The organism is Streptomyces sp. STR69 (genome assembly GCF_024519455.1).
In the GTDB taxonomy this organism is placed as follows: domain Bacteria; phylum Actinomycetota; class Actinomycetes; order Streptomycetales; family Streptomycetaceae; genus Streptomyces.
The window spans coordinates 154,873-171,489 of sequence record NZ_JALJRY010000003.1 but is presented as its reverse complement, the minus strand read 5'-3'; the positions used below and the strand labels follow the sequence as shown (position 1 = coordinate 171,489).

Annotated in this window: 13 protein-coding genes and 1 pseudogene; 3 read left to right on the top strand and 11 right to left on the bottom strand. The window is 69.0% G+C overall.

Features of this window, described 5'->3' with window-relative positions; genetic code table 11:
- Nucleotides 1-7: 7 nt before the first annotated feature.
- The 9 genes and pseudogenes from OC490_RS07020 to OC490_RS06980 form a co-directional block, all read right to left on the bottom strand.
- A pseudogene (locus OC490_RS07020) lies at nucleotides 8-517 on the bottom strand (carbohydrate binding domain-containing protein); the annotation flags it as partial.
- 428 nt (nucleotides 518-945) lie between these two features.
- Complete coding sequence (locus OC490_RS07015) at nucleotides 946-1,854, bottom strand: ROK family protein (RefSeq protein ID WP_262056939.1); 909 nt, start codon at nucleotides 1,852-1,854, stop codon at nucleotides 946-948.
- The gene (locus OC490_RS07010) at nucleotides 1,851-3,545 is read right to left on the bottom strand and encodes a class I mannose-6-phosphate isomerase (protein WP_262057190.1); all 1,695 of its coding nucleotides are present in this window, start codon (nucleotides 3,543-3,545) and stop codon (nucleotides 1,851-1,853) included. Before OC490_RS07010 ends, OC490_RS07015 begins: the two co-directional genes overlap by 4 nt.
- A gap of 29 nt (nucleotides 3,546-3,574) precedes the next feature.
- A complete protein-coding gene (locus OC490_RS07005) occupies nucleotides 3,575-4,489 on the bottom strand; it encodes a carbohydrate ABC transporter permease (protein ID WP_262056938.1) in 915 nt (304 codons plus the stop codon).
- Entirely contained in the window at nucleotides 4,486-5,418 is a 933-nt protein-coding gene (locus OC490_RS07000; protein ID WP_262056937.1) for a carbohydrate ABC transporter permease, read from the bottom strand. The genes OC490_RS07005 and OC490_RS07000 overlap by 4 nt, the downstream gene beginning before the upstream one ends.
- The gene (locus OC490_RS06995) at nucleotides 5,415-6,800 is read right to left on the bottom strand and encodes an ABC transporter substrate-binding protein (RefSeq protein WP_262056936.1); all 1,386 of its coding nucleotides are present in this window, start codon (nucleotides 6,798-6,800) and stop codon (nucleotides 5,415-5,417) included. Before OC490_RS06995 ends, OC490_RS07000 begins: the two co-directional genes overlap by 4 nt.
- A 32-nt stretch (nucleotides 6,801-6,832) precedes the next feature.
- Nucleotides 6,833-7,930, bottom strand: a complete 1,098-nt coding sequence (locus OC490_RS06990) for an enolase C-terminal domain-like protein (RefSeq protein ID WP_262056935.1) — start codon at nucleotides 7,928-7,930, stop codon at nucleotides 6,833-6,835.
- A gap of 50 nt (nucleotides 7,931-7,980) precedes the next feature.
- Nucleotides 7,981-11,187 carry a discoidin domain-containing protein gene (locus tag OC490_RS06985; RefSeq protein ID WP_262057189.1) on the bottom strand — a complete coding sequence of 1,069 codons (3,207 nt, stop codon included), beginning with the start codon at nucleotides 11,185-11,187 and terminating at the stop codon, nucleotides 7,981-7,983.
- Between the two features lie 192 nt (nucleotides 11,188-11,379).
- Nucleotides 11,380-12,180: a FadR/GntR family transcriptional regulator gene (locus OC490_RS06980; RefSeq protein WP_200710082.1), complete on the bottom strand. Its 801-nt coding sequence runs from the start codon at nucleotides 12,178-12,180 to the stop codon at nucleotides 11,380-11,382.
- Nucleotides 12,181-12,389: 209 nt separating this feature from the next.
- Here OC490_RS06980 and OC490_RS06975 point away from each other — a divergent pair, with 209 nt between their 5' ends.
- The gene (locus OC490_RS06975; RefSeq protein ID WP_262056934.1) at nucleotides 12,390-13,373 is read left to right on the top strand and encodes an aldo/keto reductase; all 984 of its coding nucleotides are present in this window, start codon (nucleotides 12,390-12,392) and stop codon (nucleotides 13,371-13,373) included.
- Between the two features lie 175 nt (nucleotides 13,374-13,548).
- Here OC490_RS06975 and OC490_RS06970 read toward each other — a convergent pair whose 3' ends face one another.
- Nucleotides 13,549-14,451, bottom strand: coding sequence for a LysR family transcriptional regulator (locus OC490_RS06970; RefSeq protein WP_262056933.1), 903 nt, complete (start codon nucleotides 14,449-14,451; stop codon nucleotides 13,549-13,551).
- 189 nt (nucleotides 14,452-14,640) lie between these two features.
- Here OC490_RS06970 and OC490_RS06965 point away from each other — a divergent pair, with 189 nt between their 5' ends.
- Together OC490_RS06965 and OC490_RS06960 are read left to right on the top strand one after the other, a co-directional pair.
- Entirely contained in the window at nucleotides 14,641-14,934 is a 294-nt protein-coding gene (locus OC490_RS06965; RefSeq protein WP_262056932.1) for a DUF1330 domain-containing protein, read from the top strand.
- The gene (locus OC490_RS06960; protein WP_315986661.1) at nucleotides 14,847-15,581 is read left to right on the top strand and encodes an MBL fold metallo-hydrolase; all 735 of its coding nucleotides are present in this window, start codon (nucleotides 14,847-14,849) and stop codon (nucleotides 15,579-15,581) included. The genes OC490_RS06965 and OC490_RS06960 overlap by 88 nt, the downstream gene beginning before the upstream one ends.
- Before the next feature lie 9 nt (nucleotides 15,582-15,590).
- On the opposite strand, the gene OC490_RS06955 is transcribed toward OC490_RS06960, so the two are convergent.
- The gene (locus OC490_RS06955) at nucleotides 15,591-16,592 is read right to left on the bottom strand and encodes a MerR family transcriptional regulator (protein WP_262056931.1); all 1,002 of its coding nucleotides are present in this window, start codon (nucleotides 16,590-16,592) and stop codon (nucleotides 15,591-15,593) included.
- Between the last annotated feature and the right edge of the window lie 25 nt (nucleotides 16,593-16,617).

The following is a 16,617-nucleotide window of genomic DNA, read 5'->3' as shown; positions in this document are numbered from 1 at the left end:
AGGTATGGCCGCCGCCACCCGACACGCTCAGGGTGATGTCGTCGGCGTAGTAGTCGCCCTGCGCGTACCAGCCGTGGACGTAGATCGTCGCGCTGGTCTGGGACGGACCCGAGGTGAAGGAGACGGTCAGGAGGCTGTAGCCGGACGGGGAAGTGGTCCAGGTGGAGGTGCCGCCGCTCACGCCCAGGTAGACGTAGGAGCCGCGGACCCAGCCGCTGAGTGAGTAGGCCGTGTTCGGTCGTACCGCGACAGTCTGGTCGCACTGCGCGGTGTCGCTCGAACTCACCGTCCCCATAAGGGCTTTGGAGCCCGTGTGGACGGGGGAGGAGACGACCGAGCCCGGGTGGCCGGCGCAGTTCCACGGCGAGATGCCACCCGACTCGAAGCCGGGGTTCGTCAGGACGTCGGCGGCTCCAACCGCGCTCGGGGCGGCCGATGTTGGGGCGGCGGACGTCGGGGCGGTCGACGCGTTTGCCGAGGGTGCGGCCGGGGTGGCTGCGGTGGGTCCGGGGATCAGGAGAGAGCAGCCGAAGCCGACGACCGCCGCCGCGGCGACCGCGATCACGATGGCCGCCCGACGCTGCCCGGGTCCCAGGCGCGGGCGGGAGTTGCGGTCGCGTGCGGTCGGTTCCTCCGTCTCGTCGCCGGGGACGGGCGGGAGTTCCTCTGTTCCACCGTCGGCCGAGGTGTGCGGGACGGGCGCGGTCTCGGTCGCGTGGCCGCGATAGTGCTCGTCCTGGCGTATTTCTTCGAGGAGTTGGGCCAGCGCGTCGGTGTTGCGAGGGCGCAGCACGCGGATGGGTTCCAGCGCGGTGCGGTCGTCCGCCGACTCGGACGCGGGCGGTATGGGCACGGCGCTCTCCTTACGTCACGTCCCGTGGCAGAGACCGGAGTTGTCCCTGCGGATGGATACGCAACGCCCGCTGCGGAGGTTCAGCCGTGGTCTCAGGCCCCCGCCGCGCGGGCCGCGCCCACGAGCGCCGCGTCCCCTGCGGAGTCGGCAGGTTTCATCGCGCGCGGGTGTCGGGCTCCGAGAGACGGTGATTCCACGTCGGCACCCGGGGCGTCCGGTGTCCAGCCCCCGGTCACGAGGCCGGCGGACAGCGCGGGGGCGACGAGGTCCCAGGAGCGGGCCATGGATCCTCCGACGACCAGGGCGGTCGCGCCGAAGACCAGCAGGCGCGGGCCCAGCACGGCGCCCAGTCCGGTGAAGACGCCGTCCAGCACCCGCCTAGCCCGCTCCTCTCCTGCCCTGGCTCGTCCGGCGATGTCGTGCACATCGGCGGCGGGGTCGCCGTAGCGGGCGAGGATCGCGCGGCGGGAGACGGTGTCCTCCAGCGGTCGGCCGTCGATCTCGGTGAGGTCCATCCGCCCCTCGGGCGGTACGCCGGGACCGTTGTCGCAGATGCGACCGTCGGCGAGAAACGCCGAGCCGACACCGGTGCCGAGCGTGATGCCCACGGCCCGGCGATGCCCCCGGACGGTGCCCGTGGACCACTCGCCGGTCAGGAAGGCGTGGGCGTCGTTGAGGAACACGATGTCGCCGGGACGCTGCCGCAGTCCGTGCAGGAGGGCCGCCCGGACGTCCATCCCGTACAGGGCGTCGAACTTCCCCACGCCCCGGAAGAGGGCGACCCCCCTCGCGTAGTCGAACGGCCCGGGCACCGCCACGCCCCACCGCGCACCAGGAGGCACCGACAGCCCGTCGGCGCAGCACCGTACGACGTCGAGGATGTCCTCGGCGGCGCCGTCGGCGTCGAGCGGCTTGCGCGTGCGGCTGGTGACGCGGCCGTCGCGCAGGTCGACGAGCGCCGCGGTGACATGGGTGCCGCCGATCTCCAGGACAGGGATCAACGGACCAGCGCCTTCACGACACGTACCGGGGCGTCACCGGTTGCCCGCAGGGTGTACGGGCCGACCGCGGCCGGTACGGTCAGCGTCTCCGCGTAGGCCAGTTCGTGCCGGTCTCCGGCCGCCGTGTGCACGGTGACGCCTTCCCCCTCCACCACGTTCAGGATGTGGAACCGGCCCTGCGTGTCATCGGCGGCCTCGGCCCCGGCGTCGAGCACGAAGCGCCTGACCTCGTAGAACATCTCGGCCAGTTCGCCGATGACCTCCTCCCGCCAGCCGGTGCCCTCGCGCAGCGTGCGCGGTTGCTGGACCAGGTCATGGGCGACGGCCTCGCCGCGTCGGCCGGTCTCAAGGTTGGCGAACCCGTGCTCGTACGGCAGCGGGCGCGGGTTGCCGTCGGCGCCGGGCCGCAGCCAGTCGTAGAACCTCAGGCTGTAGAGGTACGGGGTGGCGCTGATCTCCAGGACGAGGTTGCCCGCGCCGCTGGCGTGCGGGGTGCCTGCCGGGATCAGGAACAACTGGCCCTGCTCGGCGGGGAAGGCGAGGACATGGTCCTCGGGGTCCATGGGGACTCCGTCGGTGATGGCCCGCTCCACCTCCTTGCGGAAGACATCGACGTCGGCGTCCTCGCGCAGGCCGAGGTACACCTTCGTGTCGGTGCTGCCGAGGGTCAGGTAGTACGTCTCGTGCTGGGTGTACGCCCAGCCGAAACGCTCGCGCATGTACGACTCCTTGGGGTGGCAGTGCACGGAGAGGCTGCCGCCGCCGACGGTGTCGAGATAGTCGAAGCGGATCGGGAAGGACGTGCCGAAGCGGGCGTGCACCCCTGCCCCCAGCACGCTCAACGGTTCCAGCACGCACATGAGTTGGAACGGCACCTCGGCCTGGGCCTCCGGTCCGGTGCCGATGAGGATGCCTGCCTCGGGTGCGATCAGCTCGTAACCGAGCGCGGTGTTGCGGGAGTCGGTGTTGAAGCCGAGCTCGCGCTGCGCCCAATGGCCGCCCCAGGGTGTGGAGTTGAAGTACGGGCGGGTGCGGACGGGCCGGCGGGCCAGGGTGGCGCAGGTGGCGCGCAGGCCTGCTCCGTCGAGCCACGCCGGGTGGTCGGGGTGCTGCATGTCGAGCCAGGCGTCGAGGCGGCGGGCGAGCGCGTCGCGGTGCCGGTCCAGCATCGGCCAGTCGATGTAGAAGAGGCGTCTGAAGTCGGGCTTCTCGTCCGGCAGACCGAGGTTGGCACCCAGCTCACCCGCGCCGACGGCGGCCTCCGCGTGGCGCTTGGGCACATCGGCGTACCAGAGCACGTCGTGCTCCACGAGGGCCGCGCCGGGCCCGTAGGCGAGGAGCAGTCCTTCCGTCGGCAGTGCGGACGGCGGCAGGTTTTCGAAGAGGTCGTCGAGGGGATTGTCGGCGAGCTTGCGGAAGTAGGGGTCGTCGGCGTCCGCCGGTCGCTCGGTACGGCTTCCGACGAGTGCCTGCGGTGCGTAGTGGGTCCGGACGTCGAGCAGGGTGACAGGGGTGCCGCGCTCGGTCAGTTCGTGTTCGAGGCGATCGGCGAGGCGGGACCAGTCGACGGACGGGGGGCCGTCGATGGCCACCACTGCGCGGCCGTAAGGGAGTTGGAAGGCCACCGCCTGCCAGCCCGTGCGGAGGACGGCCTGCGGGGCGGGGGCGTAGCGCGGATCGAGCCGGTACACGGGGTCTCCTTCGGGGGCCGGAGTGCCGGTCATTCCTTGCTCGATCCGGCGAGCATCCCGGACACCAGCGTGCGTTGCGAGAAGACGAAGAGCACCAGCACGGGGAGGATGGCGATGACGATGGCCAGGGCGAGTTCGGGGATGGTGATGTTCAGTCCGGCGCCGGCGACGGGGTTGAACGACGGTGTGGAGGTGAGCAGTTGGTTCAGGCCCACCTGGACGGGGAACTGCTCGCTGTTCGGCAGCACGAGATACGGCAGGAAGAAGTTGTTCCAGTTGCCGACGAAGCTGAAGAACGCGACCAGTCCGACGACCGGCTTGGCGAGCGGGAGCGCAATGCGGGAGAAGAGCTGCCACTCCGTGCAGCCGTCGATCCGCGCGGCGGACAGCAGGTCCCTGGGGAGGCTGCTCCCGAAGTAGATGTAGACCAGGTACACGCCGAACGGATAGAAGGAGAAGGGGAGGATCAACGACCAGACGGTGCCGATGAGATGGAAGCGGTTGAGCTCCAGGAAGATCGGCAGCACCAGGGTGGCCTGCGGCATGATCATGGTGACCAGGGTGATCACGAGGAGCGTCTTGCGTCCCCGGAACTTCGTCAGCGCCAGCGCGTAGCCGGCCGGAACACTGACGGTCAGTGTCAGGACGAGTGAACCGCCCGAGTAGACGGCCGAGTTGAGCAGCCATCTCGACATGGCGCCATCTTGGAAGGCGAACAAGTGCCGCCAGGCCGCGCCTATTTGATGGAAGGAACCGAAGGAGAGCGGATTGTCCCGCACCACCTCGCCGGCGGTCTTCGACGGTGCCAGCAGGAGCCAGATCACCGGCAGCACGAAGAACACCAGGAGAAAGGCCAGGAGGAGACCGACTACCAGGAAGGGGAGGCTCTTTGACGGGCGGACGCGTCGTCTCACGGCCGTCAGGGAGAGAGTCGTCTGTGTCATTTCTCGTCCAACGTGAACAGGTTCGAGCGGGCGACCAGGAGGCCGGCGGCGAGGAGACCCACGGCCAGGAGGACGACGGAGATGGCGGCGGCGCCGTTGAAGTCGCCCTGCTGGAAGGCGTAGACGTAGGCCAGTTGGTTCGGTGACCAGGTGGGGCTGACCCTGCCGAGGCTGGCCGTCTGGAGGAGTTGGGGCTCGACGAACAGCTGGGTGCCCGTCGCGAAGGCCATGATCGTCATGTAGACGATCCACTGCCGGATCATCGGGATCTGGATGTGCCAGGCGGTGCGCCACGGGCCCGCGCCGTCCATGCGGGCCGCTTCCAGCACCTCGTCGGGGATGTTGTTCAACGCCCCGTACATCACGACCATCCAGCCGCCGGCGCCGGTCCAGAAGGCGATCAGCATGAGGATGAGCGGCAGGTTGCCGGGCGCCAGGACGGCGGCGAACGTCTTGAACCCCAGGGCGGTCAACAGCCGTGACACCGGGCTGACATCGGGGTCCAGCATGAACAGCCAGACCAGCACGCTCGCCACTCCGGCGAGGGCGCCGGGGATGTAGTAGAGGAAGCGGAAGAGCGCCGAGGTGCCCGGACGCACGCGGCTGCGCAGGACCACCGCCGTCAGCACGACCAGGACGACCAGGGTCACCAGCCACATGACCAGGTAGACCAGCATGTGGGTGAAGGCCGGGACGAAGCGGTAGTCCTGGACGACCTTCACGAACTGGTTGACCCCGGTGAACTGGCCCCGGTCGTTGGTGAGCGACAGATAGAACGCGTACCCGGTGGGAAAGACGCCGAACGCGAGCAGCAGCACCGCGTACCCGGCGACGAAGAAGTAGCCCGCGCGACCGCGGCCCGTGCGCCGCGGCGTGGTGCCGCGGCGCACGGGGGAGACGGCGACGCGCTCGGTCTCCAGCAAGGTCACTGATCGACCACCTTGTAGCCCTGGGTCTTGGCCTCGCCGGCGATCTCCTGCTGCCAGGCCGGCAGTGTCTCGGTCAGGCTCTTTCCGGCGGTCAGCGCCGGGAGGACGACGCTGGACCAGGCGGTGGAGTCCGAGAACCTGGTGTTCGACCAGCCGGTCCACACCTCGTTCGCGGCCTGCTCGAACGGCCCGCTCACATCATTGGCGAAGTAGTCCTTGTTGGCCGGGTTCGCCAGCCAGGCCTTCGCGGCCCGGGTGTAGGCCGGATAGGTGGGCGCGGTGGCCTGGTTCGCGTCGGAGGTGGTCAGCCAGGTGACCAGGTCCGAGGACGCCTTGAGGTTGGCGCTGTGCGAGGACACCATCCACACCCCGCCGCCGACGTTGCCCGTGGCGGTCGTGCTCTCTCCCTCCCAGGCGAGCGGGGGCGCGGCGGCGATCTGCTTGGCCGGGGTCTTGAAGCCGGCCTTGAAGAGGTACTGGCCGTACCAGGAAGGGCCGTACGCCATAAGGACTTTGGAGCCGCTGTTCTTGGCGAAGCCCTGGCTGAAGAAGCCCTGGGTGGCGACGGCCTTGGCGCTGATCAGGTTGTCCAGGAGCGTCGCCATCCGGGTGCACTTCGGGTCCTGGAGGTCCGTGCGCAGGGTGTCGGGCTTCACCAGGTCGAACGCGGGGCACTGGCCCGACCAGAAGTACGACTCATGGGAGTTGGTGTCACCGACCGAGCCGACCAGGTAACCCGGGTGCTCCCTGACGACCTTCTTGCCGAGGGCCTCGTACTCCTGCCAGGTGGTGGGGACCTGGTAACCCCACTTGTCCATGAGGGACTTGTTGTACCAGAGGAGGACCTGCGCGATGTCATTGCGCATGCAGTAGGTGTGGCCACCGAACTGACAGGGTGTCAGGGAGCCCTTGGCGAAGCCGTCGAGCGTGCTCTGCGGTACGAGCTTCTCGTCCAGGGGAGCGGCGAACGGCTGCGCGCCGGGCTTGGTCGCCTCCGACGCCCAGGTCACGTCGGTCGGATTGCCGAACACCACGTCCGGCCAGCCGCTGCCGGTCCGGTCGAACAGCTGCACCTTCGACTGCAGATACGTCGATCCGTCGGCGCCGCCGTCGTACGTGACGATCTTCATCTTCACGTCGGGGTGCGACTTCTGGTAGGCCTGCACCGACGGCAGCCTGGTCGAGTCGGCCCACACCGTTATCTGGGAACCCGCCTTCTGGGTGACCGGCTTGAACGCCGACTGCTTGGCGGCGGAAGGGGTGGTGGTGTCGGCGCTGGCGCAGCCCGCCAGTGCCGCCGCGGTGGCCAGGGACAGCGTGATGGCCGCCGCGCGGAGCAGCGAGTGACGCCGACCGGTTCTCGGAGATCGGGAAGACTCCATCGTCTTGCCTTGCCTTTCTGTTCTCGCGCCGCTCAGCGCGGTTGCTCGACGAACGGCAGGAGCCGGCCGCCGTAGCCGAAATCGAGGGGGAGGGCGATGCCGGGCCCCGTGGGGGCGTGCACCAGGCCCTGGTCGTCCACGTGGCGCTCTCGGACGACGTTCACCGAGGTCACCAGGGACTCGTAGTAGGTGGTGTTGGAGATGGCCATGCACAGGTGGTGGTTGGGAATGTCCGAACCGTGCACCTCGGCCCGCAGCCGGTAGGCGTCGGCGAGATGCGCGGTGCGCATGGCGCCGGTGATGCCACCCCGGAGGGTGGTACCGGCCCGGACACCGAAGGTGGCGGCACCGGACCGGATGAAGTCCGCCGCGTTCATGTGCGCTCCGTCGGAGGTCTCCGCCACCAGCAGCGGTACGGCTACGGTCTCGGCGAGCCGCTGATAGGCCGAGATGCTGAACTCGCGGATCGGCTCCTCGTACCAGAGGTAGTCGGCCTCGGAGAGCGCCCGTCCCAGCCGGATCGCGTCGGGCAGGTCGAAGCCCGCCGACCCGTCGTACATGAGCGGGACGTCGGGACCGACGTGCTCGCGCAGGGCCAGGCACAGTTCCGCGTCACGGCGGGCGTCGCCCCAGGCGTGCAGTTTGATCCCGCGATACCCCAGGGCCAGACACTGGTCCGCCACGTCGAGGAACTCCGCGATGCTCGCGAACGTCGAGGTGGAGGCGTAGGCGGGGATGGCGTCCCGGAAACCGCCGAGCAGGCGCCAGACCGGTTCGCCGTGGTAACGGCCGGCCAGGTCCCACAGGGCGATGTCGATCAACCCCAGGGTGGGGAGCGGGAGTTCGTGGATACGGTCCAGCTCCCACACCCGGTGCCACAGCCACTCCCGCTGGAACGGATCGGCTCCGACCAGCTCCGCGCGGAAGACCCGGTCCACCAGATCCCGCAGGACGAGGTGGGCGCCAGGGCGGGCGAACAGCGCGACGCCCTCGGCCCCCTCGTCCGTCCCGATGTGCAGGACCGCGCCGTCGCCCACCGGAGCGCTGCCGCTCAGCCCGTCGCGCCAGCGGAAGGGCGGACTGGCTGCCGGAACATCGATCCGGTGTACTTCGACATGGGTGATCTTCATCCTGGCTTTCGTCTTCTGTAGGGAAACGTTTCGGCTGGGGAACCGCGTGCTCAGAAGCCGCCGTACGCCTGGAGCGCGTAGATGCTGCCGCCGTTGCCGCTGGAACCGGTGACGGTCAGGCGCAGGTAGCGCGTGGTGACGGAGGTGTCGGCGAAGGCGTAGTTGGTCCGCGCGGTGGTGCTCTCGGCGGTGTGGTCCTCGAACGTCGACCAGTTCTGGCCGTCGGTGGAGTACTCCAGGCGGTACTTGTAGCCGCTCGGCAACTCGAAGGTGGTGACCACGGCGGATACGGCGGTGTCCTTGCCGAGGTCGACCTGGATCCAGGACGGGTCGGGCAGTCCCAGGCCCTGCGCCCAGCGGGTCGACAGATCGCCGTCGACCGCCTTCGCCGGGACATAGCCGTCCGACTCTGAGGACGCGGTCGCTGTCTTGTTCAGGGCCAGGTCGTTGTCGGCCGGCGTGGTGACGACAGCCGCCTTGCTCGGGTCGGACGTGTTCAGCGCCTCGTCCCGTGTCACGACGGTGAAGGAGTACTGCGTGCCGGCGGTCAGAGCGGAGACCCGCAGGGTGGTGGCGTCGGTGACACCGATCCGCTTGCCGTCCTGGTAGACGACGTAGCTGGTCACGCCGGTGTCATCGGTCGCGGCCGGCCAGCTGACATCGGCCAGGCTGGGCAGCAGCGGCTTGACCGTGGGCTGTCCGGGAGCGGTCGGGGCCGTGTGGTCGGTGACGGTCCTGGGGGTGCCGTAGACCTGGAAGTCGTAGATGCTGCCGCCGTTCCAACTGGAGCCGGTGACGGTCAGCCGGACGAAGCGGCCCGCGACCGGGGTGTCCGTGTGGACGTAGTCCGTCGCCGCCGTGGTGTTCGCGGCGGTGCGGTCCGCGAGGGTCTTCCAGTGGACCTCGTCGGGGGAGACCTCGATGCGGTACTTGTATCCGCTCGCCTTCTCGAAGGTCGTGATCGCGCCGTTCACGTCGTACGACGCTCCGAGGTCGACCTGGAACCAGGACGGGTCGGGCAGACCGAGGCCCTGCGCCCAGCGGGTGGAGAGGTCTCCGTCGACCGCCTTTTCCGGGGTGTTGGCCTCCGAGTACGACGAGGCGGTGATCGGCTTCTTCAGCGCGAGGTCGGAGCCGGACGGCATGGTGACCTTGAGCGCCTGGCTGGGCTGGGACTCGTTGCCGGCGGCGTCACGGGCGGTGATCTTGAAGGTGTACGTCTTTCCGGCGGTCAGGCCCGGGAGGCGCACCGAGGTGTTGCCGGTGGCGCTGACCAGTTTGCCGTCACCGTAGACGGAGTAGCCCGTGACCGCGGTGTCGTCGGTGGACGCGGCCCAGGTGAGGTCCGCGATCGTCGGGAAGTCGGTGACCGCGCTCGGCGTGCCGGGCCTGCTGGGCGCCTGGTGGTCGGTGACGGCCGGGCCCGGGTCGAGGTGGCGGTAACTCGCTTGCAGACCCGCGTTGTTGACGATGGAGGCGGGCAGTTGGGCGCAGGAACCCACGGTGGTGTTGCCGCTGATGGTGCTGCCCGTGCTGTTGGCCTGGGTGGAGAAGGCGGGCTGGGTGGTGTAGTTGCCGGTGGCGTCGATGTCCATGCCGTGGTTGAGGAACAGCCACTGGTAGGCCACGTCGCACAGGGCGTTGCCGGTGTTCGTCCAGTACCGGCTGCCCTCGTCGTGGTAGATCGCGCCGTAGGCGGGCGGTGGCGTGCCGTGGATGTAGTTGCCGGACACCACGCCGCCGGGGTTGGAGCTCAGCGTGTAGATGGCGCCGCCGTCGGCCTGCGACTTCATGATGTCGTAGATCTCGTTGTCCGTGACCTTGGTGTCGCGGCTGGTCGTGGGGGTGTCCCAGATCGGGACCCCCAGATTCCCGGGGTAGTTGGTGTCGCCGCCCTGGTCGGTGAGGCCCCAGCCCCAGCCGACGGAGATGCCGGTGTAGGGCAGGTCGTAGACCTTGTTGTGGGTGATCGTGGTGTGGTCGGTGTAGCCGGCCAGGATGCCGATGGAGCCGTTGTACTGGTCGGCGACCTTGGTGACCACGTTGTTGGCGACCTGGGTGTCCTTGGTGATGTCCCGGGGGTCGTCGGGGTGGGCGTCGATCACCTCGACCCCGCCGATCTGGACGCCGGTGGCGGCGATCTGGCGGAAGACGTTGCCCGTGATGTCGGTGCCCTGCGTACCGGTGTTCAAGTTCAGCCCCACCGCGCCGAGATGGGTGAAGGTGTTGCCCTCGAAACCGATCCCGTGGCCGTAGTTGACGTTGACTGCGCCCGGCGTCTTCTGCCACTTCAGACGGGTCGCGTCGAAGGTGGGGTCGTTGCCGACCATCCGGAAGCCGGCCTGGCCCTCGATGAGGCCCTCGGACGAACTGGGCGCGAGCCAGGTGGAGTAGGAGAAGGTGATGCCCTGGAACGACACGTTGCTGACGGGGGCCGTCCGCGTGCCGTTGAGGTCCACGAGGTCCTGCACCTGCGGCACGGTCACGGTCGAAGTGGACAGGTTCTGGCCGGACTTGGGCATGTAGTAGATCTCGCCCGCACCCTTGTCCAGGTACCACTCACCGGGCGTGTCCAGCAGCTCGCGGGCGTTCTCCAGCCAGGTCGGGTTCTGGATCTCCTGGCCCTGCTGGAGATGCGCGTTGTGCCAACAGGGCTGCTGCATCGTCATCTTGTTGTCGGCGATCGACTGCACGGGACAGCGCATCAGCTTCCAGCCCCAGGAGCTGACGACCTCCAGATCCGAAGGACGCTTGTAGGAGTTGAGGGAGGAGTCCGTGAAGGCGTAGCCGGTCGACGTCTGGCTGAAGCCGGCGGGGTTCTTGCCGCTACGCGCGCGGGTCTCCAACTCGCCGTCCACATAGAGCTGTCGGGTGTCGATGTCCCCGACCTTGGCTTTGTAGACCTGTCCCGCGCTGTCGGACGGAACCCAGCCGGTTATCTGCTTGCCTCCGCTGATCACCGGGTGGGCGCCGGGGGCGGCCTCGTAGAAGATCCGGTGCCCGTCGGTGCCGGAGTCCCGGGCGGTCAGGGCGAACGTACGGCTGAGCTGGTAGGTGCCGGACAGCAGCCGGACGTGGATGTCGCCCTTGGCCTTCTGCTTGACGCCGCGTACGTAATCCCGTGCGTGGTCAAGGGTCTTGAAGGGGTGTGCGGCCGTTCCCGAGCCCGCGTCGCGGCCGGTCGGGGAGACATAGACGTTCAGGTCCGGCGGTGCGGCAGCCGCCCGGGCCGGTGCGGCGTTCAGCAGGGCGGCCATCGCGGCCACCGAGAAGGCGGCCGTGAGACTTCTTCGCAGCGGCGTGAAGGCGCCCCTGCGCGCAGACGGATGAGACACGCGAATCCAATCGCCTGAGGGAGGTTGATACCTGCAAGTCCCGGTCGTCCACCGGGACTTGAGGGCGTCGGGCGACCCGATCGCCGTGCTGCGGCACATGCGGGGTCGGCCGGGTTACGAGGCCGGCGCCTCCGGAGAGGGCGGCTGAGCCTCGGGGCTGAACAGCCGGTCGCGAATCTTGCTCTCGAACTGGCTCTGGGTGGTGGCGATGTGCTCCACCATCAGCCGCTCGGCGAGATCGGCCGCCCCCGCGGCGACCGCCTCCGCTATGGCCACATGCTGATGTGCGGCGACTTCCAGCGATCCGGGCACGTCACCGTGGAAGAGCAGCACGTCGGACTGGGACGCCAGGCGCCGCACACCGGCGACGCTCGCCCTCAGGAACACGTTGTGCGAGGCGGCGCCCACCGCGTCGTGGAACGCCGCGTCCGCCTTGGCGAAGGTGTCCACGTCGTTCATCGTGGCCGCCGTCAGGGAGCTCTCCGCGCTCTCCCGTATGGCCCTGACCTCGATCGGAGTGGCGTGGGAGGCGGCACGGCGTGCGGTCTCCGACTCGATCACCTTGCGGTAGTCCAGAAGCATCCGGACGTCTTCCATGCCGGTCGGCCGGAAGTGCGAGAGTTCGTCGTCCAGCAGTCCGCCGACCGAGGCGGCGACGAAGATGCCCGCGCCCCGCCGCACCTGAAGCCGGCCGATCGCGGCCAGCACCTTCACGGCCTCGCGGGTGACGTTGCGGGAGGCTCCGAGGATCTGGGCCAGGCCCTGTTCGGTGGGGAGGCGGTCGCCGGGTCGCAGGTTCTGCTGGGCGATGTACTCCAGCAGTTGTTCCGCGACCAGCTCATATCCCGGACGGTAGGCCGGTGTTGAGTCGCCCAAGGCGAGTCCCCTCTTGTGCCACGAATGAATCAGGTTCATTTTCGGTGGCCAATATGGCACTGCCGCTGGGAGTTGGGAAGAGATCGGACAGATCTCGACCCGAAGCCCTACAAGGATGGTGACAAACATGCATGAACTGCGCACTTCTGTCGGAGTGTTGCGTGAAATGGATCCCATCCTTAGGGTCCTGCCTGCCAGATGAAGCAGATCCTTCTCTATGCGGCACGAGCCGTGGAAGCGGGAACCTCGTGAGGGCACGCCCACTTGGTCGTACGAGCGTCCGGGTCAGCACGCTGGGATTCGGCGCCGCCCCCATCGGCAACCTCCACAGTCCGATCGACGACGGCCGGGCGCAGGCCACCCTTGAGGCCGCCTGGGACGCGGGGGTGCGCTACTACGACACCGCCCCGCACTACGGCCTCGGACTGTCCGAACGGCGGCTCGGTGAGGCCCTCGCCCACCGTCCGCGCACGGAGTTCACCGTCTCCACCAAGGTCGGCCGACTGCTGGAACCCCACCCGGCACCCACCGGATCCGACCTGGCGGCAGGAGGCTTCGCCGTACCCGACACGCTGATCCGCTGCCCCGACTACTCACGGGACGGCGTACTGCGAAGCCTGGAAGCCAGCTTGGACCGCCTGCGACTCGACCATGTCGACATCGTCTACGTCCATGATCCCGACGATCACTTGGACGCCACCCTCGGCCATGCCCTGCCCGCGCTGACGACCCTGCGCGACCAAGGCGTCATCGGTGCCGTCGGCGTCGGCATGAACACGGTCGCCCCGCTGCTGCGCATCGTCGAGGAGGCGGAGGTCGACGCCGTGATGGTGGCCGGGCGGTGGACCCTGCTCGACCGCACCGCCCGCCCCTTGCTGGACGCGTGCGCCGGACGCGAGGTCGCGGTGGTGGCCGCCGCACCGTTCAACTCCGGTCTGCTCAGCCGCACTTACCCTACGAGCGACGCCACCTTCGACTACGGCCCCGCCCCGGAACCGGCGCTGCGCCGCGCCCGGCTCCTCGCCGAGGTGTCCGCCCGACACGGCACCGCACTCCCGCACGCCGCCCTGCGCTTTCCGCTGCGCGACCCCGGTGTGGCCTGCGTGGTCGCGGGCTTCCGCACCCCGGAGGAGGTCGTGTCCGCAGCCCGCTGGACCGCCACCGATCTGACCGCGGAAGCATGGCGGGACCTCGACACGGCAGCAGGGAGCGGAACAGCGGAGTGGGCTTGAACAGCCGCCTGTTTCACCGCAGTTGACGTATGAGTGCGCTCGTGGCACCCACGGTGTCCGTGTGAAGGGGGTCGCGGTGGGCGACGAGGGAAGACGGTCCGCTTCGAAGTGCCGCCGGGCGCAGGGTCTTCGGCCCCGCCACCGAAGGCGTTCGTCTCGCTTGACCTCTTGCGCGTCAGTCCGGCAGCCAGTGCAGCTCGTGCGCCAGGGTTCTGGCGACGGCACGGATGCGGCGGTGCAGGGCCGACTGCTCGCGTGGGAGGACCAGGTGGATCGTCAGGCTGGGCGCGCCTCGCAGTGGTCGCCAGGTGAGACCGGCCGGTTGTGCCGTGACCGCGGCTTCTCCGGCCGGGGCGAGGGTGACCCCGTCGCGCAGGTCGCGTTGAGACATGTCGAAAGAGACTGCGGGCGTGTGGAATCGGGGGTGTGGTCGGGTGTCTCGGAACAGTGCGCGCAGCTGATCGTGGATCACGGGGTTGGCCGCACGGTCCGGGAGTCGCAGCGGATACGCGGCCGCGTCGGCGATCTCGATCTCCGGGTGTTCGGCCAGCGGATGGTGCTGCGCCAGCTGGACCCCGACGCGCTGACGCCGCAGCAGGGACCGGCGCACGCCACGGCCCGGCTGTTCACCGCGGGTGATCCCGGCATCGATGCGGCCGTCGGCGACCGCGGGGGAGATCTCCGGTGTCGCCATCGGGACCGCGCCGACCTCGAGTCCGCTGTTGCCGCGAATCAGCCTGTCCACCAGGGCCGGTGCCGTCTCGGCCCCGGCGCTGAGGCTGTATCCGATGCGCAGCGTGCCCAGTTCACCGGCCGCCGCGCTCCGGGCGGTGTCCCATGCCCGGTCCAGCGCCGCAAGCGCGGGTGGCGCGGACTCCGCCAAAGCCGCACCGGCCGTGGTCAATACGACGCTACGGGTGTTGCGGACCAGCAGGGCCGTACCGAGTTCCGCCTCCAACCGGCGCATCCGGGCGCTGAGTGCGGGCTGTGCGATACCGATCCGTGCGGCTGCGCGGGTGAAGTTCAACTCCTGCGCCAGCACCAGGAAGTACCGCAGGCTCACCGTATCCGGCGCCACGTGCCCTCCCTGCCGATTGATAACGATCCGTTCTGAGTCTATTCCGTACCGGTCTTTCCCTCGACCGCACATCAAGCCCTAGCCTGCGCATACGGCGATTCCACTGACCGCAGTACCCGTCGCCTGGATCGATCGATCCGAGTGTCAACTCGAAGTCGGACGTGTCCGGCCGAACAACAGGAGGTTTCCATGGCCAAGGGCTACTGGGTCAGTGTCTATCCCCCCATTTCCGACCCTGAGGGGCTGACTGCCTACGACAAGCTGGCCCGTCCGGCTGTCCAGGCCGGGGGCGGGCGCCTCCTGTCCCGTGGCGGTCGGGTCGTCGCCCGCGAGGCCGGAATCACGCAACGCGCCGTTCTGATCGAGTTCGACAGCTTTGAACAGGCCGTCGCGGCATACGAGAGCGAGGCATACCAGAAGGCGCTGGTGGCCCTCCCCGACGGCGTCGAGCGCGACTTCCGCATCATCGAAGGCATCGACTGACCGGCGGGGTCGCCCTGCACCACCGCAACCTGCCCACGATCTACGTCACCCATGGCCACCTCGACCACTTCGGCGGTCTCGGCGTGCTGCTCCGGCGCTACCCCGAGGCCCGCGCCATCGCGACACCGGGCTCGGTCGAACTGGCACAGGAGCACGGGAAGGCGCTGCCGGTCTTCCGCAAGTGGTTCCCGGGGCAGATGCCGAACACGCTCACGCTGCCGGAGCCCTACGAGGACGAGACCTTCACCCTGGAGGGCCACGAGCTGCGGATCATCGAGCAGGGCCACACCGACGGCAAGAACAGCACCTCCCTGTACGTCCCGTCGATCGACCTCGTCGTCGCTGGTGACGTCCTGTACAACCAGTGCCACGCGTACGTCGCCGACACCACTCCCAAGATCCGCGAGAACTGGATCGCCGCGCTGGACCGGCTGGCGGCCCTGAACCCGAGGACGGCCGTGGCAGGCCACAAGAAGCCCGGCGCCCCGGACACCGCCGAATGCATCGAGACGACGAAGCGCTACCTCACCGACTTCGGGCGCCTCCAGGAGAAGGCGTCCACCGACCGCGAGTTGTTCGACGCCATGCACACGCTCTACCCCGACTTCGCCGCCAAGCAGGCGTGGCTGATGTTCGGCATGTCCTGACCGGCCGCGTCACCCGCCGGACGGCCCCTGACGGAGCGCGGTGGCCATCCACTCGCGGACTGCCGCCGCCCGCTCCGGGTCCGGCTTGGGGGTGCCGTTGATTGCCGCCACCAGGGAGTGGTACTTGGTCAGCAACTGCAGGCCGGTCGCCTTGGCCAGTGTCTGCGCGCCTCTGCCGTTCCGGTCGAAGTCGACGATGCCGCGCCGGGCCTTCTCGATGTCATGTCCGTGGTCCCCGGTCATCGCGGTGACCAGCCTCGCCGAGTCGGCGGCCACGCGCTCGGCGATGTCCCGGGCCTGCGGCGAGTCCGCGGGCACGCCCGCCTGCTGGGAAGCCTGCGCCTCCAGGAGAAGCTTCCGATGCCTCTCTGTGCGGGCCATCATCTCCGGCGAGGCCATCAGCCTGCCCTGCTCGGTGCCGAAGGTGCGGTGGAGGAAGTCCCGGAGCGCCGTGCGGAACTCCAAGTCCCGCACGATCTCGGCGAGTTCGATCCAGGCCTCAAGCTGCTCGGTGGACGGGGCCTCGGGCAAATGGGGCCGTTTGCTGTGCAGTTGGTCGACATAGCCGGGATGGACGTCCAGGCCGTCGGTCACGAAGTCCCAGAACTCGCTGATGAGCCGGTCGCGTTCGTCGTCGGACATCGACACGAGCTTGTGCATGAGGCTCACCTGTTCCGTTGTGGTGTGCTGCCGCACGATGGTCCGCAGCACGGCGGAGCGCGCCCGGAACTGCCGTAACCGGTCCTCGACCAGGCGCAGATGAGTGACCGCCAGGTCGTGCAGCGAGGTCTCCGCGCCCAGCACCCGGCGGATGTCGTCCAGGCCGGCACCCAAGTCGCGCAGGGTCCGCACGAGTTCGAGCCGGGCGACGGCGTGCACGTCGTACTGCCGGAAGCCGCCCCCGGTGAGGCCGGTGGGCGTGACGACGCCCTCGTCGGCGTAGAACCGGATCGCGCTCACGCTCAGGCCGGTGCGGCGGGCGACGTCTCCGATGGAGTAGAGCTCGTTCATGCCGATCACTATGGGATCTCAAGCG

Bases quoted from the DNA above. Each gene is read 5' to 3' on its own strand.
- OC490_RS07005 (WP_262056938.1), bottom strand. From the start codon at position 4,489: ATGACACAGACGACTCTCTCCCTGACGGCCGTGAGACGACGCGTCCGC.
- OC490_RS06995 (WP_262056936.1), bottom strand. From the start codon at position 6,800: ATGGAGTCTTCCCGATCTCCGAGAACCGGTCGGCGTCACTCGCTGCTC.
- OC490_RS06990 (WP_262056935.1), bottom strand. From the start codon at position 7,930: ATGAAGATCACCCATGTCGAAGTACACCGGATCGATGTTCCGGCAGCC.
- OC490_RS06985 (WP_262057189.1), bottom strand. From the start codon at position 11,187: ATGGCCGCCCTGCTGAACGCCGCACCGGCCCGGGCGGCTGCCGCACCG.
- OC490_RS06980 (WP_200710082.1), bottom strand. From the start codon at position 12,180: ATGAACCTGATTCATTCGTGGCACAAGAGGGGACTCGCCTTGGGCGAC.
- OC490_RS06965 (WP_262056932.1), top strand. From the start codon at position 14,641: ATGGCCAAGGGCTACTGGGTCAGTGTCTATCCCCCCATTTCCGACCCT.
- OC490_RS06955 (WP_262056931.1), bottom strand. From the start codon at position 16,592: ATGAACGAGCTCTACTCCATCGGAGACGTCGCCCGCCGCACCGGCCTG.